Genomic DNA, 23,438 nt, shown 5'->3' on the forward strand with positions numbered 1-23,438 from the left:
TGGGAATGACCTGCGCGTGAACGAGGCGGCAACGGGTAACGCCGATCACCGTACGTCGATCTTGGCAAACCCTGCGCGTCCATGACAGCTCTCCGAACGGCCGGGAGGCGGTCACGCGCAGTTCATGTTGCGGGGCAGTGCAGCTATGTCTCCGGCAGGACCACCCGTCCCGTCGTCGGCCGCTCCCGCCAGAGGCCGAGGCCGAAATCGACCTGGGGGACGACCCGGTTCAGGCCGGGTACGGCGTCCAGATCGTGCCAGGCGGCCATGTCCGTGGAGCCGCCGACCTCGTAGCGGAGTTCGCCGCCGGTGACGCGCGCCTCGTAGACGATTCCGACGCCGTGGTGGTCGACGGAGCGGCGCAGGCGGCGGGGGAAGACACGGTGCGAGGAACGGATGCCGAGCAGGCCGGTGACCTCGATGCGGTATCCGGTCTCCTCGGCCACCTCGCGCACGACGGTGTCGTGGGGATCCTCTCCGTGGTCCATGCCCCCGCCGGGGAGCACCCACTCCGGGGGGCCGCCGTCCGGTGCGGGCGACCGGGAGAGCAGGATCTGCCCGTCCCGTACGCATATGGCGTAGGCCGCCACCCTCAACTTCCGTCGCATGCAAGGACGTTAGCCCAGGACGGCCATCGCTTACGTCCCTCGCTCACCGTTCTGGGCGACTCGCGAGCTTCACCCGCCGTCACCCGATATGCCATCGGGGGTTTTCCCTATGGGCCCATATCGATTCGGTCAACTCCACCTACACATTCTTCACATGCGTAAGGATGTGCGACTGCGACCGGGGCCGATCAGTCCTGGTCGCACACCGTTCGTTCCTTTACCTACAAGGGATGCCGATGACCCTCACTCCCCAGCGCGACCGCGAGCCGAGACCGAACGCGAGACGCGTGGCCCGGATAGCCGTGGCCGCCGGACTGGTGGCCGCGCTCTCCGCGGCCGGGCCGATACCCATGGCCCTGGCCGCCGACGAGGCGCCCGTCGCCGCCGACCCGGGCGTGAAGTCCGCCCACGACAAGCTCGGCTCCGACGATGCCGACGCCCTCACCGAGGCCAAGGCCGACGGCGCCAAGAGCGTCACGATGATGGTGGCGACGGCGCCCGGGAAGACCGAGCAGGTCGCCGAGCAGCTGGACTCGCTCCAGGGCGGCCTCGTGGGCCGCACCGACGACAAGCTCGGTTACGTCCGGGCCACCGTCCCCACCTCGAAGGCCGACTCGGCCATCGCCGCCGCCACGAAGCTCTCCTCCGTGCACGGGATCGACCTCAAGCAGGACATCCCGCTGGACGACCCGACGCCGGCCGCGGACTCCGCGAAGGGCGCCGCGGGCAAGGGGACGGCGAGCTACCCGGCGCCGGACAAGAAGACCCCGGCGGAGAACCCGTACAACCCGTCCTTCGAGACGGGCGCCGTCGACTTCGTGAAGAAGAACCCGAAGGCGGACGGCCGGGGCATCACCATCGGTGTCCTGGACTCGGGTGTGGACCTCGCCCACCCGGCGCTCCAGAAGACCACCACCGGCGAGCGCAAGATCGTCGACTGGGTCACCTCGACCGACCCGGTCTCCGACGGCGACGGCTCCTGGCGCCGGATGCTCGCCTCGGTGGCCGGCCCGGTGTTCTCGGCCACCCCCGCCGGCGGCTCCACCGAGTCCTTCACGGCCCCGGGCGGCTCGTACAAGTTCAACTACTTCTACGAGTCCGCGACGGCCGGCGGCGACCAGGCCGGCGACGTCAACCGCGACGGTGACAAGACCGACGTCTGGGGCGTGCTGTACGACGCCGCCACCGGCACCGCGCGCGTCGACCTGGACGACGACCACGACTTCACCGACGAGACGCCGATGAAGCCGTACAAGGACGGCTACCAGATCGGCTACTTCGGCACGGACAACCCGGCGACCGAGGTCGCCGAGCGGATCCCGTTCGTGATCGAGATCCGCAAGGACGTCGTCTACAACGCCGCCGGTGACAAGGCCGACTACGTCAACATCGGCATGATCTCCAGCGAGCACGGCACCCACGTGGCCGGCATCACCGCCGCCCACGGCCTGTTCGGCGGCAAGATGAACGGCGCCGCCCCCGGCGCGAAGATCGTCTCCTCCCGTGCCTGCGAGTTCGGCCCCGGCTGCACCAACGTGGCGCTCACCGAGGGCATGATCGACCTCGTCGCCAACCGCGGCGTCGACATCGTCAACATGTCGATCGGCGGCCTGCCCGCGCTGAACGACGGCAACAACGCGCGCGCCGAGCTGTACACCCGGCTCATCGACACCTACGGCGTCCAGCTGGTGATCTCCGCGGGCAACTCCGGCCCCGGCGCCAACACCATCGGCGACCCGTCCCTGGCCGACAAGGTCATCTCGGTCGGCGCGTCCATCTCCAAGGAGACCTGGGCCGCCAACTACGGCTCGGTCGTGGAGAAGAAGTACGCGATGATGCCGTTCTCCTCGCGCGGTCCGCGTGAGGACGGCGGCTTCACGCCGACCCTGGTCGCCCCGGGTGCCGCGGTCAACACCATCCAGACCTGGCTGCCGGGCGCCCCGGTCGTCGAGTCGGGCTACTCCCTGCCGGCCGGCTACGGCATGCTCCAGGGCACCTCGATGGCCTCCCCGCAGGCCGCGGGCGCCTCGGCGCTGCTGCTGTCCGCCGCGAAGGCCAAGAGCATCGAGCTCACCCCGGCCACCCTGCGCACCGCGCTGACCTCGACCGCCGACCACATCAAGGGTGTGCAGGCGTACGAGGAGGGTGTCGGCCTCATGAACATCGTCGACGCCTGGAAGTCGATCCGCGAGGGCGCCACCGCCCACGACTACGCGGTCAAGGCCCCGGTCGACACCGCGATCGACCAGTTCCTGAAGACGCCGGGCTCCGGCACGGGTCTCTACGACCGTGAGGGCGGCCTGAAGGCCGGTCAGAAGAAGACGTACGACGTCACGATCACCCGTACGTCCGGCGCCGACAAGGCGATCCGCCACGAGCTGCACTTCGAGAACAACGCGGCCGACACGTTCCGGATCGTCGGCTCCGACGAGGTGAAGCTGCCGCTGAACCAGCCGGTCACCGTCAAGGTCCAGGCCGCGCCGAAGTCCGCCGGGATCAAGAGCGCGATCCTGGAGGTCGACGACCCGAAGACCGAGGGCATCGACCACCAGGTCCTGTCCACGGTCGTGGTCTCGCAGCCGCTGAAGTACACCTACGCGGCGTCGGACACGATCCAGCGCAACAGCAGCAGGTCGTACTTCGTGACCGTGCCCGAGGGCGCCAAGTCGCTGGAGGTCGCGATCGGCGGGCTGAAGGGCACGAGCCAGACCCGGTTCATCGCCATCCACCCCTACGGCGTTCCGGTCGACTCGACCTCGACGATCAACTGCTACTCGAACTACAGCAACCCGGCCAGCACCCCCTGCCGGCCCGACGTGCGGTCCTACGCCGACCCGGTGCCGGGTGTCTGGGAGATCGAGGTCGAGTCGCGCCGCACCTCGCCGCTGCTCGACAACCCGTACAAGCTGGACGTCGCCGTCCTCGGCGCGGCCTTCGACCCGGAGACCGTGACCGTGCCCGAGGCCAAGGTCGGTACCCCGGCCGCCGCCTCCTGGAAGGTGACGAACAAGTTCGCCGCGATCGACGGCAAGCTGGTGGGCGGTCCGCTCGGCTCGGCCAAGGCGGCCCGTCCGACGATCGCACAGGGCGTGACCCAGGAGACCACGGTCGCGGTGCCCGCGGGCGCCTCGTCCCTGGACATCGCCATCGGCAACGTCTCCGACCCGGCCGCCGACCTCGACCTGGTCGTGCTGGACGCGGCGGGCACCCAGGTGGGCCTGTCCGCCGACGGTGACTCGGAGGAGTCGGTGTCCCTTCCGAAGCCGGCCGCCGGCACGTACACGATCCAGGTCATCGGCTACGCGGTCCCGGCCGGGTCCACCGCGTACGACTACCAGGACGTGTTCTTCTCCGACGCGCTCGGCAGTGTGAGCGTCGACGGGTCGGCGCCGGTGAAGCTCGCCACGGGCGCCACCGCGGACGTCTCCGCGAGTGTCACCGCCCGGGCCGCCGCTCCGGAGGGCCGTGAGTTCTTCGGCCAGGTCCAGCTGGTCAACGCGCGCGGCACGGCCGCGGGCATCGGCAACGTGAAGATCGAGAAGGTCACGCCGTAGTCGTTCCTACGGCGGTGAGGGCGGGCGTCCGTACGGGCGCCCGCCCTTTCACTGTCCGCAGGTGAGTCCGCGTGACTCGGGCAGCGAGGCGACGACCCTGGCCCGGTCCCGGGCGACCGCCTTCTCGCCCACGGCCCAGTAGTCGGCGGCCTGGCCGGATCCCTCCCGTACCCCGATCAGCACCGGGTCTCCCTTGTGGAGGGGGGTGACGCTGTACTGGTCGATCACATGGGTGAGATCGGCGGGGCCGCCCTTGTCCGGCTTGAAGTAGCGGACCACGTGGACGGTGATCCGGAGCTGCTCGGTCTCGGGCAGCGGCTCGACCTCGGTGACCGTGGCCTCGGCGACGAGGACGGTGCAGGCGAGGTAGCGGGGACTGCCGTAGAGGAGGCCGCCGCCGTCCTCCTGCTTGCTCTCCGAGGCCGCGTCGGCGTCGCCGCCGGACGTCAGGGCGTCGCCGCCCTCCACGGCCAGCCACCCCATTCCGGCGACCACGCTCGCGACCGCGGCCACCGCCAGGCTGCCGAAGGCGATCGTGCGTGCGCGGCGGCGGGTGCGGGGCGGTCGCCGGGGAACCGGCTCGGGGGCCGCGGCGGGCCGCAGGGGGTCGGCGAGCGCGTGCCCGATGACGCCCAGCTGTTCGCGCAGCAGCGCGAGGTCGGCCTGCGCCGAGCGGTGCTCGGCCAGGAAGGCGGGGTCCTCGCGGGCCGCGTCCGGCAGCGGGTCGTCGGTGAGCGCGGCCATCAGCGGGTCGACGCCGTCGTACGCGTCGTGTTCGACGGTCATGTCACACCACCTCGTCCTCGTGCAGGCGGGCGCGCAGGGCCCGTACCGCCGTGTGCAGCCGGCTCTTGACGGTGCCCTCGGGAACGCCCAGCTCCTCGGCGATCCCGCGCACCGGGAGATCGGCGTAGAAACGCAGGACGAGGACCTGGCGCTGGGCGTCGGGCAGCTCGTCCAGGCCCCGCGCGACGGCGAGGGAGAGCAGGCTGGTGTCCTCGCCGGAGGGGTGCTCCGACTGCCTGAGCGCGGCCAGCCGCTCCCCCAGCCGTTCCTGGCGGCGCTTGGCGCGGTGCCAGTCCATGGCCAGGTTGGAGGCGACGACCGCCGCCCACGCGGACACGTCCCGCGGCGCCTCGGCCCCGCGTGCCGCCCGCTCCAGCAACCGCAGGCGGACCTGCTGCACCCCGTCCGGCAGGTCCGCCTGCGGCACACCGCCCAGCGCGAGCACCGCCCGCACCCGGCGCTCCTGGGCCGCGTCCAAAGGGTCGTCGCGTACGTCCCCCTGGCCGCGGCGGGTCCTTCTGCGCAGCACACCCACCCCTCCCACCCCGCCCTCCGTGTTTTCCCTATGACGCCGGTGGGGGCGGAAACGTTCGGAGGAGTTTCCCGGCCCGCGGCGGAGGCGTACGTCACACCGCCCCGCGGTGCAGCACAGCTTCCGGCGCGACGTGACCGTAGGGCGAATTTCTCCAGTTCACAGGGGGTACGGCGGAAGTTCCGCAGCCGTTGGCCGCGCCGGGGCGCGGTGGCCCTCGGGCATGATGCGCAAAGAATTGGACAGGTGGACCCGGGTCGGCAGCATGATGGAAACGCCGGACACAGGAACGCCACGCATACAGGGAGTCGTCGTGAGGGTCGGAATCGTCGGAGCCACCGGTCAGGTCGGCACGGTCATGCGCAGGATCCTCACGGAGCGCAACTTCCCGGTGACGGAGCTGCGTCTGTTCGCCTCGGCGCGCTCGGCGGGGACGGTCCTGGACGGCGTGACGGTCGAGGACGCCACGACCGCGGACTACACCGGCCTGGACATCGTGCTGTTCTCCGCGGGCGGCTCGACCTCCAAGGCGCTGGCCGAGAAGGTCGCCGCGCAGGGCGCGGTCGTCATCGACAACTCCTCCGCCTGGCGCCGCGACCCCGACGTACCCCTGGTCGTGTCCGAGGTGAACCCGCACGCGATCGCCTCCCGTCCCAAGGGGATCATCGCCAACCCGAACTGCACGACGATGGCCGCGATGCCGGTCCTGAAGCCGCTGCACGCCGAGGCCGGCCTCGAAGCGCTCGTCGTCGCCACCTACCAGGCGGTCTCCGGCTCCGGTCTGGCCGGGGTGGACGAGCTGTTCGAGCAGGTCAAGAAGGTCGGCGACGACGCGCCCAAGCTGACCCACGACGGTTCGGCGGCGGAGTTCCCCGCGCCGAACAAGTACGTCGCCCCGATCGCGTACAACGTGCTGCCGCTGGCCGGCTCGATCGTCGACGACGGTCTGAACGAGACCGACGAGGAGCAGAAGCTCCGCCACGAGTCCCGCAAGATCCTGGAGATCCCCGGGCTGAAGGTCTCCGGCACCTGTGTGCGCGTCCCCGTCTTCTCGGGCCACTCCCTCCAGGTCAACGCCCGTTTCGCCCGCCCGATCACCGTCGAGCGCGCCAAGGAGCTCCTCGGCGGTGCTCCCGGTGTCGCGGTCACCGAGGTCCCCACCCCGCTCCAGGCGGCCGGCCAGGACCCCTCCTTCGTGGGCCGTATCCGCACCGACGAGACCGTCGACAACGGCCTCGCCTTCTTCGTCTCCAACGACAACCTCCGCAAGGGCGCCGCGCTGAACGCGATCCAGATCGCGGAACTGGTGGCGGCGGAGCTCAAGGGCTGACGCCGGGCGCGGTCCCAGGGGGCGGTCACCGATGCGCGGTGACCGCCCCCTTCGGTGTGCTCGGGATCGATCCACCAGCGGGAAAGGGACATCGCGTTGGCCATGGGTCCCATGGAAGGATGGCCGAACCGACACATATCGAGGAGATGACCGCGTGCCTGGCACAAACCTGACCCGCGAAGAGGCACAGCAGCGGGCGAAGCTGCTCACCGTTGACTCGTACGAGATCGATCTCGACCTCTCCGGCGCGCAGGAGGGCGGCACCTACCGGTCCGTGACCACGGTGCGCTTCGATGTCGCCGAGGGCGGCACGGAGTCCTTCATCGACCTGGTGGCCCCGACCGTTCACGAGATCACCCTCAACGGCGACCACCTCGACCCGGCGGAGCTGTTCGCGGACTCCCGCATCGCGCTGCCCGGCCTGCTCGCGGGCCGCAACATCCTGCGGGTCGTCGCGGACTGCGCGTACACCAACACCGGTGAGGGACTGCACCGGTTCGTCGACCCGGTCGACAACCAGGCCTACCTCTACACCCAGTTCGAGGTCCCGGACGCCCGCCGCGTCTTCGCGAGCTTCGAACAGCCGGATCTGAAGGCGACCTTCCAGTTCACCGTGAAGGCCCCGGACGGCTGGACGGTCATCTCCAACTCCCCGACGCCCGAACCCAAGGACAACGTCTGGGAGTTCGAGCCGACCCCGCGTATCTCGACGTACATCACGGCCCTGATCGTGGGCCCGTACCACAGCGTCCACAGTGTGTACGAGAAGGACGGCCAGAGCGTCCCGCTGGGCATCTACTGCCGTCCGTCGCTCGCCGAACACCTCGACTCGGACGCCATCTTCGAGGTGACCCGGCAGGGCTTCGAGTGGTTCCAGGAGAAGTTCGACTACGCGTACCCGTTCAAGAAGTACGACCAGCTGTTCGTGCCGGAGTTCAACGCGGGCGCGATGGAGAACGCGGGCGCGGTGACCATCCGCGACCAGTACGTCTTCCGGTCGAAGGTGACGGACGCGGCGTACGAGACGCGGGCCGAGACCATCCTGCACGAGCTGGCCCACATGTGGTTCGGCGACCTCGTGACCATGGAGTGGTGGAACGACCTGTGGCTGAACGAGTCGTTCGCCACCTACACCTCCATCGCCTGCCAGGCGGCCCACCCCGAGTCGCGCTGGCCGCAGTCGTGGACCACCTTCGCCAACTCCATGAAGACCTGGGCGTACCGGCAGGACCAACTGCCCTCCACGCACCCGATCATGGCGGAGATCCGCGACCTGGACGACGTCCTCGTCAACTTCGACGGCATCACCTACGCCAAGGGTGCCTCGGTCCTCAAGCAGCTCGTCGCCTACGTCGGCGAGGACGAGTTCTTCGCGGGCGTGCAGGCCTACTTCAAGGCGCACGCGTTCGGCAACACGCGCCTGAGCGACCTCCTCGGCGCCCTGGAGAAGACCTCCGGGCGTGATCTGAAGGCCTGGTCGAAGAAGTGGCTGGAGACGGCCGGCATCAACGTGCTCCGCCCGGAGATCGAGACGGACGCGAGCGGGGTCATCACCTCCTTCGCGATCCGCCAGGAGGCCCCGGCGCTGCCCACCGGCGCCCAGGGCGAGCCGACCCTGCGCCCGCACCGCATCGCCGTCGGCCTGTACGAACTCGACGACGACAGCGGCAAGCTGGTCCGCGACGAGCGCGTCGAGCTGGACGTGGACGGCGAACTGACGGCCGTACCGCAGCTGGTCGGCAGGCGCCGCCCGGCGGTCGTGCTGCTCAACGACGACGACCTGTCGTACGCGAAGGTCCGCCTCGACGAGCAGTCGCTGGCCTTCGTCACGGAGCACCTGGGCGACTTCGAGTCCTCGCTGCCCCGGGCCCTGTGCTGGGCGTCGGCGTGGGACATGACCCGGGACGCGGAGCTCGCGACCCGCGACTACCTCTCCCTCGTCCTGTCGGGCATCGGCAAGGAGTCCGACATCGGTGTGGTGCAGTCGCTGCACCGCCAGGTGAAGCTGGCGATCGAGCTGTACGCCGCCCCGGTCTCCCGCGAGGCCCTGCTGACCCGCTGGACGGACGCCACGCTGGCCCATCTGCGGTCCGCGGCCGCGGGCAGCGACCACCAGCTGGCGTGGGCGCGGGCGTTCGCGGCGACCGCCCGCACGCCGGAGCAGCTGGACCTCCTGGAGGCCCTGCTGGACGGCTCGCAGACCATCGAGGGCCTGGCCGTCGACACGGAGCTGCGCTGGTCGTTCGTGCAGCGGCTGACCACGGTGGGCCGCTTCGACGAGGCGGAGATCGCCGCCGAGTACGAGCGCGACAGGACCGCCGCCGGCGAGCGGCACGCGGCCACCGCCCGGGCCTCCCGCCCGACCGAGGAGGCCAAGGCGGAGGCGTGGACGTCGGTCGTGGAGTCCGACAAGCTCCCGAACGCCGTCCAGGAAGCCGTCATCGGCGGGTTCGTCCAGACCGACCAGCGTGAGCTGCTCGCCTCCTACACCGACAAGTACTTCGCGGTGGTCAAGGAGATCTGGGAGTCCCGCTCCCACGAGATCGCCCAGCAGATCGCGGTCGGCCTCTACCCGACCATCCAGGTCTCCGAGGAGACCCTCGCCCGGACGGACGCCTGGCTGGCCTCCGCCGAGCCCAACGCGGCCCTGCGCCGCCTGGTCTCGGAGTCCCGCGCGGGGGTGGAGCGGGCACTGAAGGCACAGGCGGCGGACGCGGCGGCCGGCGAGTAGTCGTCCCTGCCGTTCAAGGGGGCGCCCGGCTTGTGCCGGGCGCCCCCTTCCCCGTTCAGCGCGCGACCATTCCGCCGGTGACGTTGACGAAGGTGCCGGTGATGCCGGCCGCGTGGTCGGAGGCGAGGAAGACGGCGGTGGCGACGACCTCGGCGAGGGTGGGGCTGCGGCGCGTCATGCGCATCCCGGCGAGGTGGTCGAGGATGCCCTGGACGGCGGCCTCGCTTATGGCGGGGTCGACGGCGGCGAGCTTCTCGTGGGTCAGCGTCTCGGGCACTCCGGCCGCCCACAGGCCCACCGCCCGCACCCCGCGCGGTCCGAGCTCCGCCGCGAGATTGCGGACGAGGGTGTCGACGGCCGCGTCGGCCGGTCCCGTCCCGCCCATCATCGGACTGCCGTGCGCGGAGGCGCTGTTGAGGGTGAGGAGAACACCGGAACCGCGCTCGGCCATGCGGCGGCCGGCGGCCCGGGCGGTGATGAAGTTGGCCCGGGCGCCGTTGATCACCGGCCGCAGGAAGTCGTCCACGGCCAGGTCGGTGAGCGGGGTGCCCTGCACGTCCCCGCGGCTGACGAGGTTGAAGGAGATGTCGACGTCGCCGACGCGGGCGAGGTGGTCCTCCACGGCCGCCTCGTCGAGCGCGTCCACCACGGCCACCTCGGCGCCCTTGAGGCCGGCGGCCGCCGCCTGAAGCGTCTGACGGGTGCGGCCCACGAGGTGCACCCGCGCACCCTCCTCGGCGAAGGCACGGGCGACCGCGCCGCCGATCGATCCGCCGGCGCCGTAGATGACCGCGGTCCTGTCGGTGAGCAGCATGGTGAACTCCTGGGAAGTGAGTCGTACGTCGAACGGGACATCCATGCAGACGTACGACTCCCCGGATGCTCATCACCCGGCCGGTTCACAGCCGCAGCGGCAGCCCGAACGCCGGGAACAGGTGCGGCTCGAAGGACGTGATCTCGGCGATACGGTCCTCGCCGCCGTCGAAGCGCAGGACGTCCAGGACCTGGGCGCGGTGGACGCTCGTACCGGGCCTGCGGATGTAGTGGCCGACCGCCAACTGTCCGTTGGCGCGGGCGGGCAGGCTGCGCCAGTGTCCGAGGAACATCGGGGAGGCCGGGTCGAGGCTGACCCGGACGAAGTCCACGAGCGCGTCCCGGCCGACGAACCAGAACGGGTTCGGCGGCATGGTCAGGACCACGTCCTCGGTCAGCAGCGCGGCCATCGCGTCGAAGTCGAGGCGTCCGACGGCGGCCATGTACCGCTCCAGCACGGCCCGTTGGCCCTCCGTGGGCTCGCTCGCCCGCCAGTCGGCACGCTCCCGGGGCAGATGGTCGCGCAGGACGGGCCGGGCCCGCTGGAGGGCGCTGTTGACCGAGGCCACGCTCGTCCCCAGGGCCTCGGCCGTCTCGGCGGCGGTCAGCCCCAGCACGTCCCGCAGGATCAGCACGGCACGCCGGCGGGGCGGCAGGTGCTGGATCGCGGCGAGGAAGACCAGCTCCAGCGTCTCCCGGGACAGGGCCGCGGCCTCCGGCTGCCCGGGGGCCTCGACGACGGGCAGCTCGTCGTCGGGATAGGGCTGCAACCAGGTGATACGGGCGGGCGGTTCGCCCTCGCCGTGGTTCGTCCCGGGGACCGGCTCGTACCGCTGCGGCCTGCGCGTGGTCCTGCGCTGGAAGTCCAGACAGGCGTTGGTGGCGATCCGGTACAGCCAGGTCCGCGCCTTCGCCCGCCCCTGGAACCCCTCCCGCGCCCGCCAGGCCCGCAGGAACGTCTCCTGCACCAGGTCCTCGGCCTCGTCGTACGACCCGGTCATGCGGTAGCAGTGCACCTGGATCTCACGACGGTGCTGTTCCGTGAGGGCGGCGAAGTCCGTCTCGGTGAGTTCCGTAACGGCGGCCGGGACTTCCGTCACGGAGGCCGGTTCTTCCGTGCCGGAGGCGGGCGTATCCGTAACGGAGGCGGGCGTATCCGTAACGGAGGCGGGCGTATCCGTAACGCGAGCGGCTGTTACGGAACGAGCCGGCGCTGTGGAATCCTCCGCGGTGGCCCGTGCCGTCCGGGCGACGCGTTGGAGCCGTGCGACCGAGGCCGACAGCTCGGTCACCGTGTCGTAGAGGGCGGCGGGGGGCCGGGGCGCCAGCCGCCCCGCCTGTCTGCCGATGTCCTCGATCAGCTCCTGCACCCCACCGCCGCCGACCGGTCCCTGCCGTCCGCGGTACGCCTTCTGCCGGCAGGCGGCCGAGCAGTACACGGAGCTACGGCCGGTACGGCCGGCCCGCGCGGCCAGGGGGCTTTCGCACACCGGACAGCTGACTGCGCCCACGAGCACCTCCGGGAGTTGCGTCACACGGGGACGGGGTGACGCTACCTTTCGGCGGGGCGAGGAGCCCCTACCGTCGCAGCACCGGAACCTTCGGGCCCGCCGGATCCTTGTCGAGCCGCGGGTTCGGGTGCCCTGACGGGTGTGCCTGTGGGGCGGATGCGCGTACCCCCAACTGTCCGGCCACCGTCGCCCCGAACGCCAGCGCCATGCCCGCCACCTGGACCGGTGTCAGCGCCTGGCCGAGGGCCGCCCAGCCGACCACCGCGGCGGTCAGCGGGGAGAGCGGGCCGAGGAAGGTGATCTGGGTGGCGGTGAGGCGGCCGATGCCCTGGAACCAGAGCCAGTACGCGATCGCCGTGTTGGCCAGCGCGAGGTAGAGGTAGCCGCCGATCGCCCGGCCGTCCAGCGCGGGCGGCGCACCCTCGACCAGGAACGCGAGGGGAGCGATGAGCAGCCCGCCCGCGGTCAGTTGCCAGGCGGTGAGGGCCAGCGGGCCCACGCCCTCCGGGCGCCCCCAGCGCTTGGTCAGCACGGTGCCCGCGGACATCGAGGCGGTCGAGGCGAGGGCCGCCAGCACACCGACGGGGTCGAGCGCCCCGGCCGCCTTCAGGACGACCAGGCTCACCCCGAACGCGGCCACGAGCCCGGTCAGCACGCTCCGCGGTGTCGGCCGCTGCCCCAGCAGCAGCGCCGAGAGGCCCACGACCAGCAGCGGCCCGACCGACCCGACGACCGCCGCCATCCCGCCCGGCATCCGGTACGCCGACAGGAACAGCAGCGGGAAGAAGGCGCCGATGTTGAGCGCCCCGAGCACCGCCGCCTTGCCCCACCAGGCGCCCTTCGGCAGCCGCCGGGCCAGGGCCAGCAGGACCAGCCCCGCGGGCAGGGCACGCAGGAGTCCGGTGAACAGGGGCCGGTCGGCCGGGAGGAACTCGGTGGTGACGGCGTAGGTGGTGCCCCAGGAGACGGGAGCGAGGGCGGTGAGCAGGATGATCGCGGGCCGTTTCATGACCGGCACCTCTCGGTGAAGCACCTCTCGGTGAAGTAGCTTGGCAATAATTAGCTTAGCGCTAAGCCACTTACAGTCAAGCCACTCTCTCATCACTTTCTTGCAGGCGTCCGGAACCGGGCGGATACTCGGCGCATGAGTGCGCAGCGCAAGGACGAGGTCGACGCGATCATCGAGCAGTGGGCGGCCGTGCGGCCGGACCTGGACACCGCCGCGATGGAGGTCTTCGGCCGGATCTACCGGCTCTCCCGCGCGATGAGCGACCGCACCGAGAAGGTCTACGCGCCCCTCGGGCTCTCCCGCGGCGAGTTCGACGTACTGGCCACCCTGCGCCGGTCCGGCGAGCCCTACGCCCTCTCGCCCCGCCAGCTGTCGGCGTCGCTGATGCTCACCACCGGCGGGATGACCGGCCGCCTCGACAAACTGGAGCGGGCCGAACTGCTGCGCCGCTCCCCCGACCCGCACGACCGCCGGGGCCTCCAGGTGACGCTGACCGGGAAGGGGCTGGAGCTGGTCGACCGCGCGGTGGGCGCGGGCCTCGCCGCCCAGACGGAGGCCCTGTCCGCCCTGAACGCCGAACAGGCCGACCAACTGGCCGACCTGCTACGGGAGTTGCTGGCCTCGACGCAGAGGTGACCCCGGCGCCGGGACCGGTCGTCACCCGACGTGCGCGGCGAGCGCCGCCTCGATCGCGGCCGGTCCGGCGGTGTCGTCCGCCCAGGCCACGTATCCGTCGGGGCGCACCAGGACGGTCGTACGGCGGTCGCTCGCCCAGCGCTCCACGGTGAGGCGGCCCTCGCGGGCGGCCCGGCCCTCGTACGGCTCCGGGGTGATCAGGACGAACCGTCCGCCGCGCAGGGCCTCGTAGAGACGGCCGCCGCCGGCGAGAGCGGCGTCCGGGACGCGGGTGCCGGCCAGGCGGTGGGAGCCGCGCGGGGCCGGGTAGCGGTAGCCGATGCCGGAGATCTGGGCGAGGATCCTGCGCCGGGCGGGGCCGGCCAGGTTGACGAACGCGGTGACGAGGGCGCGTGCGGTGCGCGGCACCGGGCTCTGCGCCCGCGCCAGCCTGACCAGACCGCCACTGCTGCGCAGCACCGCCTTGCCGACCGGGTGGCGCTCGGCCTCGTAGGTGTCCAGAAGGCTCTCGGGCGCCCGTCCCTGGACGGCCGCGGCGAGCTTCCAGCCGAGGTTGGCCGCGTCCTGGAGCCCGGTGTTCATGCCCTGGCCGCCCGCCGGGGAGTGGATGTGCGCGGCGTCACCGGCGAGGAAGACCCGGCCGACCCGGTACCGCGGCGCCTGGCGCTCGTCGCTGTGGAAGCGGGAGAGCCAGCGGGCGTCGTGCATGCCGTAGTCGGTGCCGAGGGCCCGGCGGGTGACGTCCTTGACCTCGTCGAGGTCGAGCGGCGCGTCGTCGGCCACCTCGTGGCGCCGGTTCCAGCCCATGACCCGGTACCAGCCGTCACCGAAGGAGGCGATCATCGCGAAGGAGTCTCCCGCGCCGTTGACCGTGAGCACGCCCTCGGGCTTCTGCGCCAGCCGGACGTCCGCCAGGAACAGCGACTTGATGACGGAGACCCCCGGAAAGGGCAGTCCGATCGCCTGGCGTACGGCGCTTTGATGGCCGTCCGCGCCCACGACGTAGGCCGCGCGCCGGGTGGTGACCGTGCCGTCCGCGCCGCGCACCTCCAGGTCGACGCCGTCGTCGTCCTGACGCAGCCCGACGACCTCGCTCTCGTGGGCGAACTCGACGCCCGCCTCGCGCGCCCACCGCTCCAGCAGCCGCTCGACCTCGTACTGCGGGGTGATGAGCAGGAAGGGGAAGCGGGACGGCAGCGTGCCCAGGTCGAGGGAGAGGCGCCGGAAGAGCCGCAGGCCGGTGATGGTGTCGCCGGTGGCCAGCAGCGGGTCGGCGAGGCCGCGGGCGTCCAGCTGCTCCAGGGTGCGGGCGTGGACACCGAAGGCACGGGAGAGGTTGCTGATCTTGTGGGGGCGCCTCTCGACGACGGTGACGGGGACACCGGCGGTGGCGAGGTCACCGGCCAGCAGCAGGCCGGTGGGGCCGGAACCGACGACGATCACGGACGTGGGGTCGGGGCGGGTGCCGTTCATGGTGGCCTCCTGATGCCAACGACTGCTTGCCAACGGTTGTTGGCCAACGTCTGTTGATGAAACTAGGGGCGCCGCGGGTCGGAGTCAACACCCGTTGGCAAACATATGTTGGCAAACACTTGTTGGCGAACACTTGTTGACCTACGCTCGTTGGCATGAACGGCCGTGACAGCAGCAGCCCCCCGTCCGGTTCCGGCGCGCGACGCCGCTCCGACGACACCCGTGACGCGATCCTCACCGCGGCCCGCGAGCGGTTCGCCGCTGAGGGATACGAGCGGGCCACCATCCGCGCGATCGCCAAGGACGCGGCCATCGACCCGTCGATGGTGATGCGCTACTACGGCAGCAAGGAGGGCCTGTTCGCGGCCGCCGTCGCCGTCGATCTGAGGATGCCGGACCTGGGTCCCCTGTCCCGGCAGGACGTGGGCCGGGTGCTGGTGACGCACTTCCTCGGCATGTGGGAGGAGAACGAGGTGCTGACCGCCCTGCTGCGGGTCGGTGCGACCCATCACGCGGGGGCGGAGCGGATGCAGGGCATCTTCCGGGACCAGGTGATGCCGCTCGCCCGGCAGGTGTGCCCGGATCCCGAGCAGGTGCCGGCGCGGGCGGCGCTCACGGCGACCCAGTTGCTCGGGCTCGCGTTGACCCGGTACGTGCTGCGGCTCCCGCCGGTCGTGGCGCTGGCCCGGGAGGAGGTCGTGGCGTGGCTGGCGCCCACGGTGCAGCGGTATCTGACCGCGCCGAGTCCCTGAGCGATGTCGGCGGGGGCCTGCGCGGCGTCCGGGGCTCGCTCCCGGACGCGTCGAGGGCGCCGGCCTCACGGCACGTACGCCTGATGCGGGTACGTGCGGCGGGGCCGGCGCCCTCGGTGGAGAGTGCGTGCCGGACCAGTCGTGCTTGTCGGACCGGCAGGCCGTCAGACCCTCGGGCCGTCCCACAGGACGTCAGACCGTCGGGATGTCAGAGCCTCAGGCCGTCAGGCCGTCATGTCTTCGGACCGTCAGGCCTTCGCGTCGGCCTTGGCCTTCGGCTTCGCCTTCGTGCCGGGGATGTTGACCCGGTGGGAGGGGTGCGACTTGTCCAGGACCATCACCAGGCCGGCGATGACCGCGAACAGGGCGAGCGGGGCAACGACGAAGAGGCCCAGCGTCTCGATCACGCTCAGGCCCTTGCCGGGGTCGTCGCCGTCGTCGCGGGTGAGCGCGAGCGCGGGGGACGACATGAGCAGCATCATCAGCGTCGTACCGGCTGCCAGAGTGCCGGCGCGCAGGGCGTTCTTCTTGTCCACGGTGCCAAAAGTACCGAACGCCGGGAAGGGGTGCGCGCTCGGGGTGCCGTATGAGGCCTCCCCGGCCCGCGGACACCCCGGCGTCGGGACTACCCCCGCCCGCTACCCCCGTCCACTACCCCCGTCCACCCTCCCCCGCAGCACCTCCACCAACGCGTGCAGCCGCGCGGACCCCGCCAGTTCCTCCAGCGTCACCGGGCGGCCCTCCGTGTCGGCGATGGGCAGGCGCCAGTTCGGGTACTGGTCCCAGGTGCCGGGGAGGTTCTGCGGGCGGCGGTCGCCGAGGGTGTCGGGGAGCCAGAGGCCGACGAGGCGGGCCGGGGTGCGGAGCAGGAAGCGGTGGACGGCCTGGATCTCGGCCTCCTCGGAGGAGGAGTCGATGGCGCCGCTCGTGCCCCGGAGGAGGCCGAGCCGGGCGAGGAGCTCCAGCCACTCGCCGGTGTCCGCCGACGCCTCGGCCCGTTCCTCGTCGAGCGGGCGGGTCAACAGGCCGAGGCTGTCGCGGAGTTCGACGTGCTCGCCGGTCAGGCGGGCGGCGGTGGGCGGCAGGTCGTGGGTGGTGGCGGTGGCCAGGCAGTCGGCGCGCCAGCGGTCGGGGGGCAGGGGGCGGCCGTCGCCGTCCCAGTCCCGCTCGAACCACAGGACGGAGGTGCCGAGCACCCCGCGCTCGCGCAGCGTCTCGCGCACGCCGGGCTCGACCGTGCCCAGGTCCTCGCCGATGACGAGCGCGCCGGCCCGGGAGGCCTCCAGGACCAGGACGGCGAGCATGGCCTCGGCGTCGTAGTGGACGTAGGTGCCCTCGGTGGGCAGGTCGCCCTGAGGGACCCACCAGAGGCGGAACAGGCCCATGACGTGGTCGATGCGCAGCGCGCCCGCGTAGCGGAACAGGGCGCGCAGGAGCTGCCGGAAGGGGGCGTAGCCGGACTCGGCGAGGCGGTCGGGGCGCCAGGGCGGCAGGCCCCAGTCCTGGCCCCGCGCGTTGAAGGCGTCCGGGGGCGCGCCCACCGACATGCCCGCCGCGAAGTGGTCCTGCTGGGCCCAGGCGTCGGCGCCGTCGGGGTGGACGCCGACCGCGAGGTCGTGGATGACCCCGACCGGCATGCCCGCCTCGCGCGCCGCGCGCTGGGCGGCGGTCAGCTGGGCCTCGGTGAGCCAGGCGAGGCGGCAGTGGAAGTCGACGCGGTCCATCGACTCCGAGCGGGCGCGGGCCGTTTCGGGCGACCGGGGGTCGCGCAGACCGGCCGGCCACCGCCGCCAGTCGGAGCCGTGCAGCTCGGCGAGCGCGCACCAGGTGGCGTGGTCCTCCAGGGCCTGGCCCTGCTCGGCGAGGTAGTCGACGTAGGCGGCGCGGCGGCCCGGGCCGAGGGGGACCTCGCGGACCAGTTCCAGCGCCTCCCGCTTGAGCTCCCACACGGCGTCCCGGTCGATCAGCGCACCCTTGTCCAGTACGGACTCCCGCAGCCTGCCGGATCTCTCCAGCAGGGCCCGGACCCGCTCCCGGTCGCCGACGTGGGCGTACTCGGGGATGTCCTCGATCCGCAGGTGCACGGGGTCGGGGAAGCGGCGCGAGGAGGGGCGGTAGGGGGAGGGGTCGGTGGGGGCGCCGGGGACGGCCGCGTGCAGCGGGTTGACCTGGACGAAACCGGCGCCGAGGGCGCGGCCGGCCCAGGCGGTCAGCTCGGCGAGGTCACCGAGGTCGCCCATGCCCCAGGAGCGGTGCGAGAGCAGGGAGTAGAGCTGGACGAGCAGGCCGTAGGAACGGCCGGGGGGTGCGGGCAGCCGGGGCGGGGCGACGATCAGGTGGGCGTCGGTGGTGCGGCCGTCGGGGGCGGTGGCGGTCAACCGGTGGACGCCGGGCGGGAGTTGGTCCGCGGTGGCACGGGTCTCGCCCTGTTCGGTCACGATGCGCAGGCGGGTGCCGGCCGGGAGGGCGTCGAGCGCGTCGCACGGACCGCCGCTCCAGCGGACGACCGTCGGCGGCAGCAGCCGCTCGCGCAGGTCGCGCTCCCGGGCGTCGAGCGCGGCCCGTACCCCCTCGGGGCTGCCGGCGTCGACGCCCATGGCGGCCAGCACCCGGGTGACGGCCCCGGCCGAGGCCGCGACCGTACGGTCCGGGGAGGGGCTGTAGGCGTTGGCGATGCCGTACAGCCCGGCGAGCCGGGACAGATCCTCGCCGGGGGGCTCGGGCTGCTGCCCGGGAGCGGTCATCCGGTGCCTGCCTTTCGAATGAGTCGGCTCGGGCAGTGAAGGCAGCGCCTAGGGCTCCGCGGGGGCGTCGGACTCGCTGGTCAGGTGGGCGGCGTCGGCGAGCGGGGGTTCGCTGGTGAGGGGTTCGGCGTCCGGGAGGGGCGGTTCGCTGGTGAGGGGTGCCTCGGCGCAGGCGCCCTCCGCGCTGAACACGCAGTAGTGCACGTCGGATGCGGCGGACGGCTCCGCCTCGGACAGGGCGGAGGGGTCCGCCCAGGGTTTGGAGAGGGCCGGGAGCAGAAGGTGTGCCGATGCGGCCACGGGGGCCTCCTTGTTCGAGTACGGCGGCCTACGGCCTGTCCGGCGGATCGCGCGGGGCAGGCCCTTGCGGGTTGTCGGAGCCCTACCCAGCGCGCGCGACGGCAGACGTATGGAACTGAACAACGTGCCCCTCGTCACATTTTGTCCCGCCGCGGTCTCTCCAGACTGGGGCATACGGGACGCGGCAGCCACTCCCGCCGGTGGTCGTCCGGAGTACGCGAACCGGGTGGTCCGAGGCCGTCGATAGAGGGGGTGTGAGACTGTTCCGCCCCATGGGGGGCCACCGGGAGAAGGACGCGGCGGACGCCGGGGGCTCCGACGCGGCGCTGTTGCGGGCCGTCGCGGGCGGCGACTCGGCGGCGATGGCGGCGCTGTACGACCGGCACGCGGGGTGGCTGCACGCGCGGCTGACCCGGCGCTGTGCGGACGCCGAGGTCGTGCGTGAGGTGCTCCAGGACACCTTCGTGACCGTGTGGCGGTCGGCGGCCGGGCATCACGGCGAGGAGGCCGGCGGCTGGCTGTGGACGATCGCCGCGCGGCGCCTGGTCGACGCGCGGCGGGCCCACGAGCGCGCCACGCGGCTCCGGGCGGCGCCCATGGAGGAGGAGCACGCCCCGGCACCGGCCGCGCCCTCGGCCGAGGACCGGGTGCTGGCCGGACTGGAGTACGGCGATGTCGGCACCGCCCTGGACCGGATCTCGCCGGAGCTGCGCGAGGTGCTGCGCGCGACGGTCGTCGACGGGCTGACCACCCGCGAGGCGGCCCGGCTGCTCGGCATCCCCGAGGGCACCGTCAAGTCCCGCGCCCTGCGCGCCCGCGCCGAACTGCGCGCCGCCCTGGCCCAGTTGAACCCGTCCCCGCTGGGAGGCCCGGCATGACCGACTGGCACGCCCCCGACGACCTCGCCCTGCGCTACGCCGACGGCTCCCTCCCCGAGGCCGACGCCTGGTCCCTGGAGAAACACCTGGAGCACTGCACCTCCTGCGCGTCCCGTGTGTCGCGGGCGGTGCGCGGGACGACGGCGGGGGTGGTCCTGGCGGAGGTGAGGGAATCGGTGCTGGGGGCCGCGCCGGCTGCCGCCCGAGAATCGCTGCTGACGGCCGCGCGGACCGACGCCCGGGCCCTCACCCCGCCCAGGACCCACTCACCGGCGCTCATCCCTGCCCTCACCCCCCGTCTCGCCCGCATCCTCTGGGCCGCCGGTCCCGCCCTACGGGGTGCCTGGCTGTCGGCGGTGCTGATCGTGGCCGTCGGGGCCGTCGTGCTCGCGTACGGGGCCGGTTACGCGGGGGTGCGGCCCGTGCTGCTGGTGGTGGCCCCGGTCGTGCCGGTGGTCGGGGTGGCGTTGTCCTACGGGGCGTACGCCGACCCGCTGCACGAGATCACGGCGTCGACACCGTCCGCGGGGCTGCGGCTGGTGCTGGTGCGGACGGCGGCCGTCCTGGCGGTGAGCCTGCCGCCGCTGACGCTCGCCGGGGTGCTGGTGCCGTCGTCGGGGGCGCCGGGCGCGGCGGCCTGGCTGCTGCCGGGGCTCGCGCTGACGCTGGCCTCGCTGGCCCTGGCCGGGTACGTCGGCTGCCCGGCGGCGACGGCCGTGACGGGCGGCGGCTGGCTGTGCGCCGTCCTCGCCCCGGCGCTCGCCGCTCCCGGCGACCGTCTCACGGCACGCCTGGCCGAACAGCTCTCCGCCTGTCTGGACGGCGCCCCGGCCCAGGGCGGCTGGGCGGCGGCGGCCGTCCTGAGCGCCGTGGCCCTGGCCGTACGCCGGCCCGCCTACGACCACCTGGGCAGGCCGTGAGCGCCTCCGTGCCGCCCGTCTCCCTCCCACCCACCTCTGGAGAACCGTTGAGCACGATACGAGTGGCCGGGCTGCGCGTCCGGCACCGCAGAACCGTCGCCCTGGACTCGGTGGACCTCGACCTCGGCCCGGGGGTGCACGGCCTGCTCGGTCCGAACGGCGCGGGCAAGACCTCGCTGATCCGGGTCCTGGCCACGGTCGCCGCGCCGAGCGGCGGCCGGGTGGAGCTGCTCGGGGACGACGTGCAGGACCGCCGGCACAGGTCGGCCGTACGGCGGCGGCTGGGGTATCTGCCGCAGGAGTTCGGCTACTACCCGGGGTTCACGGTGCGGGAGTTCGTCGCGTACGTGGCCTGGCTGAAGGAGATGCCCGCCGCCGAGACCCCGGCCGCCGTGGAGCGGGCCGTGGCCCGGGTCGGTCTCGCCGACCGTGTCGACGCGAAGGTGCGGACGCTGTCGGGGGGCATGGTCCGCCGGGTCGGCATCGCCCAGGCCATCGTCAACGAGCCCGACGTGCTGCTGCTCGACGAGCCGACGGCGGGGCTCGACCCGGAGCAGCGCGTGGAGTTCCGCACGCTGCTGCGGGAGCTGGGCACCGCGTCCACGGTCGTCGTCTCCACCCACCTGGTGGAGGACGTGGCCGCGGCCTGCACGGAGGTCACGCTGGTCGAGTCGGGCCGGATCGCCTACCGCGGCACGCCCCGGGCCCTCGCCGAGCTGGGCGAGTCGGCGGACGGCGTCGGCGACAACCCGATCGAGCGCGGCTACACGGCTGCCCTGCGCACCCACCGCGCGGCAGCCCTGGAAGGGGCCACGCGATGACCCTCGTGGCCGAGCGACCCCACGCGCCCCGTCCCGGGGATTCCCGGCACCCGCTGCGCGCCGAGGTGGTGCGCGGCTTCGGCCCCTGGGCCGGTGCCGCCGTGCTGCTGACCCTCGCGGTGGCGTTGGCCGCCAACGCCCGCCAGTGGCAGGGCGGCTGGGCGGAGACCCGCGAGCAGCTGCACATCGCGGCCACCCTGCTCGGCGCCCCGCTGGCCCTGGCCGCGGGCTGCTGGCACGGCGGACGCGAGCGCAGGCGCCGTACCGAGGAACTGATGGCGACGGCCGCGCGCGCCCCGCTCGCCCGGCTGCTGGCCTCCGCGCTGCCCCTGGTGCTGTGGGTGCTGGCCGGCTACGCGGTCGTGGTCGCCCTCGCCTGGCTCGCCACCTGGTACTGCTCCATGGGCGACAGCCCCTACCCGGTCGCCGTCCTCACGGACGCGGTCGTCCTGGCCTCCGCCGTCCTGGCGGGCCACGTCGTGGGACGGCTGGTGTCCTGGCGGCTGACGGCACCCCTGCTGGCGGTGGGGGCGTACGCCGTCCTCGGTGTGCTGTCGTACGACGGTCAGGACGCGCTCGGTCATCTGTCGCCGGTGGTCGACGGGATGACCGACGACGTCCCGGTGTGGTGGCAGCCGGTGGCGATGGCGGTGTGGACGGGCGGCCTCGCCGTCGCCGCGCTCCTGGCCCACGCGGCCCACCGCCGCCGGTTCGCCGTGCTGCCGCTGGCCGCCGCGGCCGCCGCGGGCGCGCTGCTGGTGCAGACGGGCAACGCCGGGCTGTGGCACACGAGCGCTGTGGCCGGCCGCCAGGTGTGCGACACCTCCACCACCCCGCAGATCTGCGTCAACGCCCGCTACGGAGATCTCCTGCCGCAGGTCACGGACGCCCTGTCCGGGCTCACCGGCCGGCTGGAGGGCGTACGGAATCTGCCGGTCCGGTTCGAGGACCTGCCCGGCGGATCGCGCCGGGACGAGGCCCAGCTGCCGATGCTCGCGCCGATCGGCCGGAGCGTCGTACGGGGTGAGCTCACCGAACCGCGGCGGTACGCGTGGGAGGCCGGGATGGCCCTGTACGGCCGGGCGTACTGCTCCGTCGAGGAGGACCGGCGCTGGGATCCGGTCGACAGCGCCGTGGAGCACCATCTGGCGCCCAGCCCGCAGGAGACGTACTTCGACGAGCAGTTCGCCGAGGGGAGCGAGGCCGACCGGGCCCGGCTCAGGGACCGGCTCGCGGCCCGCGCCCGGCTGGAGGCGATGGGCGAGGAGGAGCGCCGGGCCTGGCTGTCGGAGTACTTCGCGACGGTGGACCGGTGCGACGCGCGGGGGGTGCCGACCCTGTGACCGCTCTCCTCGGCGCGCGCGCCGCCACCCCGCTCGGCGGCCCGCTCCTGTACGCCCGCTCGCGTGCCGTTCCGCGCGCCCTCGCCGTGCTCCTGGCTTCAGCCGGTCTCGCGGTGTGGGCGGCGCACGGTCTGGACGCCTACGTGGATCCGTCGCGGCGGGTGCCGGTGGTGGCGCTGGCCCCGCTGTTCACGGCCGCGGTGATCGGGGCGAGCCTGTACACCGCCTCCGAGGAACTGGACCGTACGGCGGTGCGGCCCTGGTGGCGGCTGCGGGCCCTGCATCTGCTGGCCCTCACGGCGCTCACCGCGGGGCTGCTGTCCCTGGCGGTGCTGGGGCATCCGTCGGTGTTCGGTCCGCCCGCCATGGTCCGCAACACGCTCGGCACGACGGGGCTCACGGCCGCCGCGGCGGCCCTGCTCGGCGCCCGGCTGAGCTGGCTGCCGGCCTTCGCCTACGTCAGCGCGGTGTACGTGGGGGCGGCGAACGCGCACGGCCGGGCGGTCACCGTGTGGGCCTGGCCCTTGCAGTCGGACGGCGGGGCGGGCGCGTGGGCGGCGGCTCTGGCGGCCTTCGCGGTGGGCGGCGCGCTGTATGTGGTGCGGGGGGCGCGGGCCTGAGGCGACGTGCGGGGAGGGGCTCCACGTACCGGACGTGGGCCCCTCGACGGCACCGGGTGGGCGCGGGCGGCACCGGG

At 72.9% G+C, this 23,438-nt stretch carries 20 protein-coding genes; 10 read left to right on the plus strand and 10 right to left on the minus strand.

Going from position 1 to position 23,438, the window contains the following annotated elements; translation table 11 throughout:
- Positions 1–143: 143 nt before the first annotated feature.
- A complete protein-coding gene (locus SLINC_RS16050) occupies positions 144–608 on the minus strand; it encodes an NUDIX hydrolase (protein ID WP_182449172.1) in 465 nt (154 codons plus the stop codon).
- A gap of 236 nt (positions 609–844) precedes the next feature.
- On the opposite strand from SLINC_RS16050, the gene SLINC_RS16055 reads away from it, so the two are divergent.
- A complete protein-coding gene (locus SLINC_RS16055) occupies positions 845–4,162 on the plus strand; it encodes a S8 family serine peptidase (protein WP_067432754.1) in 3,318 nt (1,105 codons plus the stop codon).
- 48 nt (positions 4,163–4,210) lie between these two features.
- On the opposite strand, the gene SLINC_RS16060 is transcribed toward SLINC_RS16055, so the two are convergent.
- Both SLINC_RS16060 and SLINC_RS16065 read right to left on the minus strand, forming a co-directional pair.
- The gene (locus SLINC_RS16060; RefSeq protein ID WP_067432757.1) at positions 4,211–4,948 is read right to left on the minus strand and encodes a hypothetical protein; all 738 of its coding nucleotides are present in this window, start codon (positions 4,946–4,948) and stop codon (positions 4,211–4,213) included.
- Position 4,949: 1 nt separating this feature from the next.
- Complete coding sequence (locus tag SLINC_RS16065) at positions 4,950–5,477, minus strand: RNA polymerase sigma factor (RefSeq protein ID WP_079165120.1); 528 nt, start codon at positions 5,475–5,477, stop codon at positions 4,950–4,952.
- A gap of 316 nt (positions 5,478–5,793) precedes the next feature.
- On the opposite strand from SLINC_RS16065, the gene SLINC_RS16070 reads away from it, so the two are divergent.
- Positions 5,794–6,810 carry an aspartate-semialdehyde dehydrogenase gene (locus SLINC_RS16070; RefSeq protein ID WP_067432763.1) on the plus strand — a complete coding sequence of 339 codons (1,017 nt, stop codon included), beginning with the start codon at positions 5,794–5,796 and terminating at the stop codon, positions 6,808–6,810.
- Between the two features lie 154 nt (positions 6,811–6,964).
- Complete coding sequence (pepN, locus tag SLINC_RS16075; RefSeq protein WP_067432766.1) at positions 6,965–9,541, plus strand: aminopeptidase N; 2,577 nt, start codon at positions 6,965–6,967, stop codon at positions 9,539–9,541.
- Between the two features lie 55 nt (positions 9,542–9,596).
- On the opposite strand, the gene SLINC_RS16080 is transcribed toward pepN, so the two are convergent.
- The 3 genes from SLINC_RS16080 to SLINC_RS16090 form a co-directional block, all read right to left on the minus strand.
- Entirely contained in the window at positions 9,597–10,355 is a 759-nt protein-coding gene (locus SLINC_RS16080) for an SDR family NAD(P)-dependent oxidoreductase (RefSeq protein WP_067445397.1), read from the minus strand.
- Between the two features lie 85 nt (positions 10,356–10,440).
- On the minus strand, positions 10,441–11,865 hold the full coding sequence (locus SLINC_RS16085) for an RNA polymerase subunit sigma-70 (protein WP_067445400.1): 1,425 nt from the start codon (positions 11,863–11,865) through the stop codon (positions 10,441–10,443).
- 67 nt (positions 11,866–11,932) lie between these two features.
- Positions 11,933–12,874: an EamA family transporter gene (locus tag SLINC_RS16090; protein ID WP_079164554.1), complete on the minus strand. Its 942-nt coding sequence runs from the start codon at positions 12,872–12,874 to the stop codon at positions 11,933–11,935.
- Between the two features lie 135 nt (positions 12,875–13,009).
- Here SLINC_RS16090 and SLINC_RS16095 point away from each other — a divergent pair, with 135 nt between their 5' ends.
- Positions 13,010–13,510: a MarR family winged helix-turn-helix transcriptional regulator gene (locus SLINC_RS16095; RefSeq protein ID WP_067432769.1), complete on the plus strand. Its 501-nt coding sequence runs from the start codon at positions 13,010–13,012 to the stop codon at positions 13,508–13,510.
- 21 nt (positions 13,511–13,531) lie between these two features.
- Here the strand turns inward: SLINC_RS16095 and SLINC_RS16100 are convergent, their stop codons facing one another.
- The gene (locus SLINC_RS16100) at positions 13,532–14,983 is read right to left on the minus strand and encodes an FAD-dependent monooxygenase (RefSeq protein ID WP_067432772.1); all 1,452 of its coding nucleotides are present in this window, start codon (positions 14,981–14,983) and stop codon (positions 13,532–13,534) included.
- 155 nt (positions 14,984–15,138) lie between these two features.
- Between SLINC_RS16100 and SLINC_RS16105 the strand changes: the two genes are divergently transcribed.
- Positions 15,139–15,735 carry a TetR/AcrR family transcriptional regulator gene (locus SLINC_RS16105; protein ID WP_067432775.1) on the plus strand — a complete coding sequence of 199 codons (597 nt, stop codon included), beginning with the start codon at positions 15,139–15,141 and terminating at the stop codon, positions 15,733–15,735.
- A gap of 248 nt (positions 15,736–15,983) precedes the next feature.
- Here SLINC_RS16105 and SLINC_RS16110 read toward each other — a convergent pair whose 3' ends face one another.
- From SLINC_RS16110 to SLINC_RS16120, 3 genes are all read right to left on the minus strand, one after another.
- Entirely contained in the window at positions 15,984–16,271 is a 288-nt protein-coding gene (locus SLINC_RS16110) for a hypothetical protein (RefSeq protein WP_067432778.1), read from the minus strand.
- A gap of 102 nt (positions 16,272–16,373) precedes the next feature.
- Entirely contained in the window at positions 16,374–18,479 is a 2,106-nt protein-coding gene (gene malQ, locus SLINC_RS16115) for a 4-alpha-glucanotransferase (RefSeq protein ID WP_067432781.1), read from the minus strand.
- Positions 18,480–18,527: 48 nt separating this feature from the next.
- Positions 18,528–18,779, minus strand: coding sequence for a hypothetical protein (locus SLINC_RS16120; protein ID WP_067432784.1), 252 nt, complete (start codon positions 18,777–18,779; stop codon positions 18,528–18,530).
- A 272-nt stretch (positions 18,780–19,051) separates the two neighbouring features.
- Between SLINC_RS16120 and SLINC_RS16125 the strand changes: the two genes are divergently transcribed.
- Genes SLINC_RS16125 through SLINC_RS16145 form a run of 5 tightly spaced genes read left to right on the plus strand, consistent with a single transcriptional unit; the run spans position 19,052 to position 23,361 of the window.
- Positions 19,052–19,657, plus strand: coding sequence for an RNA polymerase sigma factor (locus tag SLINC_RS16125; RefSeq protein WP_067432787.1), 606 nt, complete (start codon positions 19,052–19,054; stop codon positions 19,655–19,657).
- A complete protein-coding gene (locus SLINC_RS16130) occupies positions 19,654–20,577 on the plus strand; it encodes a zf-HC2 domain-containing protein (protein ID WP_067432790.1) in 924 nt (307 codons plus the stop codon). The genes SLINC_RS16125 and SLINC_RS16130 overlap by 4 nt, the downstream gene beginning before the upstream one ends.
- A 47-nt stretch (positions 20,578–20,624) precedes the next feature.
- A complete protein-coding gene (locus tag SLINC_RS16135; protein ID WP_225988408.1) occupies positions 20,625–21,398 on the plus strand; it encodes an ABC transporter ATP-binding protein in 774 nt (257 codons plus the stop codon).
- Positions 21,395–22,741 (plus strand): hypothetical protein, encoded by a 1,347-nt coding sequence (locus SLINC_RS16140; RefSeq protein WP_067432802.1) that lies wholly within the window; start codon positions 21,395–21,397, stop codon positions 22,739–22,741. Before SLINC_RS16135 ends, SLINC_RS16140 begins: the two co-directional genes overlap by 4 nt.
- Positions 22,738–23,361 carry a hypothetical protein gene (locus SLINC_RS16145; protein WP_067432804.1) on the plus strand — a complete coding sequence of 208 codons (624 nt, stop codon included), beginning with the start codon at positions 22,738–22,740 and terminating at the stop codon, positions 23,359–23,361. Before SLINC_RS16140 ends, SLINC_RS16145 begins: the two co-directional genes overlap by 4 nt.
- Positions 23,362–23,438 lie beyond the last annotated feature (77 nt).

It is taken from the genome of Streptomyces lincolnensis, assembly GCF_001685355.1.
Classification (GTDB): domain Bacteria; phylum Actinomycetota; class Actinomycetes; order Streptomycetales; family Streptomycetaceae; genus Streptomyces; species Streptomyces lincolnensis.

What these genes read in the sequence shown, in the direction of transcription:
- SLINC_RS16050 (WP_182449172.1), bottom strand. Translation starts at nt 608, where the DNA reads ATGCGACGGAAGTTGAGGGTGGCGGCCTACGCCATATGCGTACGGGAC.
- SLINC_RS16055 (WP_067432754.1), top strand. Translation starts at nt 845, where the DNA reads ATGACCCTCACTCCCCAGCGCGACCGCGAGCCGAGACCGAACGCGAGA.
- SLINC_RS16060 (WP_067432757.1), bottom strand. Translation starts at nt 4,948, where the DNA reads ATGACCGTCGAACACGACGCGTACGACGGCGTCGACCCGCTGATGGCC.
- SLINC_RS16080 (WP_067445397.1), bottom strand. Translation starts at nt 10,355, where the DNA reads ATGCTGCTCACCGACAGGACCGCGGTCATCTACGGCGCCGGCGGATCG.
- SLINC_RS16090 (WP_079164554.1), bottom strand. Translation starts at nt 12,874, where the DNA reads ATGAAACGGCCCGCGATCATCCTGCTCACCGCCCTCGCTCCCGTCTCC.
- SLINC_RS16095 (WP_067432769.1), top strand. Translation starts at nt 13,010, where the DNA reads ATGAGTGCGCAGCGCAAGGACGAGGTCGACGCGATCATCGAGCAGTGG.
- SLINC_RS16100 (WP_067432772.1), bottom strand. Translation starts at nt 14,983, where the DNA reads ATGAACGGCACCCGCCCCGACCCCACGTCCGTGATCGTCGTCGGTTCC.
- SLINC_RS16105 (WP_067432775.1), top strand. Translation starts at nt 15,139, where the DNA reads ATGAACGGCCGTGACAGCAGCAGCCCCCCGTCCGGTTCCGGCGCGCGA.
- malQ (WP_067432781.1), bottom strand. Translation starts at nt 18,479, where the DNA reads ATGACCGCTCCCGGGCAGCAGCCCGAGCCCCCCGGCGAGGATCTGTCC.
- SLINC_RS16125 (WP_067432787.1), top strand. Translation starts at nt 19,052, where the DNA reads ATGGGGGGCCACCGGGAGAAGGACGCGGCGGACGCCGGGGGCTCCGAC.
- SLINC_RS16130 (WP_067432790.1), top strand. Translation starts at nt 19,654, where the DNA reads ATGACCGACTGGCACGCCCCCGACGACCTCGCCCTGCGCTACGCCGAC.
- SLINC_RS16140 (WP_067432802.1), top strand. Translation starts at nt 21,395, where the DNA reads ATGACCCTCGTGGCCGAGCGACCCCACGCGCCCCGTCCCGGGGATTCC.